Genomic DNA, 2,364 nt, shown 5'->3' with positions numbered 1-2,364 from the left:
CTGAGGACAAGCCCTCGGCCTATTAGTACCGGTCAGCTCCACCCCTTACAGGGCTTCCACATCCGGCCTATCAACCCAGTCGTCTACTGGGAGCCTTACCCTCTCAAGGAGGTGGGAGTGCTCATCTCGAAGCAGGCTTCCCGCTTAGATGCTTTCAGCGGTTATCCCTCCCGAACGTAGCCAACCAGCCATGCCCTTGGCAGGACAACTGGCACACCAGAGGTTCGTCCGTCCCGGTCCTCTCGTACTAGGGACAGCCCTTCTCAACACTCCTACGCGCACAGCGGATAGGGACCGAACTGTCTCACGACGTTCTAAACCCAGCTCGCGTACCGCTTTAATGGGCGAACAGCCCAACCCTTGGGACCTACTCCAGCCCCAGGATGCGACGAGCCGACATCGAGGTGCCAAACCATCCCGTCGATATGGACTCTTGGGGAAGATCAGCCTGTTATCCCCGGGGTACCTTTTATCCGTTGAGCGACGGCGCTTCCACAAGCCACCGCCGGATCACTAGTCCCTGCTTTCGCACCTGCTCGACCCGTCGGTCTCACAGTCAAGCTCCCTTGTGCACTTACACTCAACACCTGATTGCCAACCAGGCTGAGGGAACCTTTGGGCGCCTCCGTTACTCTTTAGGAGGCAACCGCCCCAGTTAAACTACCCACCAGACACTGTCCCTGATCCGGATCACGGACCCAGGTTAGACATCCAGCACGACCAGAGTGGTATTTCAACGTCGACTCCACGACAACTGGCGTTGCCGCTTCAAAGTCTCCCACCTATCCTACACAAGCCGAACCGAACACCAATATCAAGCTATAGTAAAGGTCCCGGGGTCTTTCCGTCCTGCTGCGCGAAACGAGCATCTTTACTCGTAATGCAATTTCACCGGGCCTATGGTTGAGACAGTCGAGAAGTCGTTACGCCATTCGTGCAGGTCGGAACTTACCCGACAAGGAATTTCGCTACCTTAGGATGGTTATAGTTACCACCGCCGTTTACTGGCGCTTAAGTTCTCAGCTTCGCCCCACCGAAGTGGAGCTAACCGGTCCCCTTAACGTTCCAGCACCGGGCAGGCGTCAGTCCGTATACATCGCCTTACGGCTTCGCACGGACCTGTGTTTTTAGTAAACAGTCGCTTCTCGCTGGTCTCTGCGGCCGGCCCCAGCTCGGGCAGCAAGTGCCTCCACCAGTTCCGGCCCCCCTTCTCCCGAAGTTACGGGGGCATTTTGCCGAGTTCCTTAACCATAGTTCACCCGAACGCCTCGGTATTCTCTACCTGACCACCTGAGTCGGTTTGGGGTACGGGCCGCCATGAAACTCGCTAGAGGCTTTTCTCGACAGCATAGGATCATCCACTTCACCACAATCGGCTCGGCATCAGGTCTCAGGCTATTGTTGTGCGGATTTGCCTACACAACGCCCTACACCCTTACCCCGGGACAACCACCGCCCGGGCTGGACTACCTTCCTGCGTCACCCCATCGCTCACCTACTACCCTGTTGGATCAGCGGCTCCACCACGTCCCTTTGTCCGAAGACTCCAGGCCGGCTTCACGGCTTTAGCATTCAGAGGTTCGACGTTGGCGCTTCAAAGCGGGTACGGGAATATCAACCCGTTGTCCATCGACTACGCCTGTCGGCCTCGCCTTAGGTCCCGACTTACCCTGGGCAGATCAGCTTGACCCAGGAACCCTTGGTCAATCGGCGCAAGAGTTTCCCACTCTTGTATCGCTACTCATGCCTGCATTCTCACTCGTATACCGTCCACGACTGGATTCCTCCGCCGCTTCACCCGGCACACGACGCTCCCCTACCCATCCACAGCGCCGTTGGGCGTATTCTGTGAATGACACGACTTCGGTGGTGTGCTTGAGCCCCGCTACATTGTCGGCGCGGAATCACTTGACCAGTGAGCTATTACGCACTCTTTCAAGGGTGGCTGCTTCTAAGCCAACCTCCTGGTTGTCTCTGCGACTCCACATCCTTTCCCACTTAGCACACGCTTAGGGACCTTAGTCGGTGTTCTGGGCTGTTTCCCTCTCGACCATGGAGCTTATCCCCCACAGTCTCACTGCCACGCTCTCACTTACCGGCATTCGGAGTTTGGCTAAGGTCAGTAACCCGGTAAGGCCCATCGCCTATCCAGTGCTCTACCTCCGGCAAGAAACACGTGACGCTGCACCTAAATGCATTTCGGGGAGAACCAGCTATCACGGAGTTTGATTGGCCTTTCACCCCTAACCACAGGTCATCCCCCAGGTTTTCAACCCTGGTGGGTTCGGTCCTCCACGCGGTCTTACCCGCGCTTCAACCTGCCCATGGCTAGATCACTCCGCTTCGGGTCTTGGGCATGCAACT

1 rRNA gene is annotated in these 2,364 nt (G+C 57.1%); it reads right to left on the bottom strand.

What is annotated here, in order from left to right:
• Window positions 1–2 precede the first annotated feature (2 nt).
• Window positions 3–2,364: ribosomal RNA gene (locus ACFZB9_RS36850) — 23S ribosomal RNA — on the bottom strand; the annotation flags it as partial.

It is taken from the genome of Kitasatospora sp. NPDC008050, assembly GCF_042957465.1.
Lineage (GTDB): Bacteria > Actinomycetota > Actinomycetes > Streptomycetales > Streptomycetaceae > Kitasatospora.
Note: the sequence above shows the minus strand (reverse complement) of the source record. Positions and strands in the feature narration are given on the sequence as shown.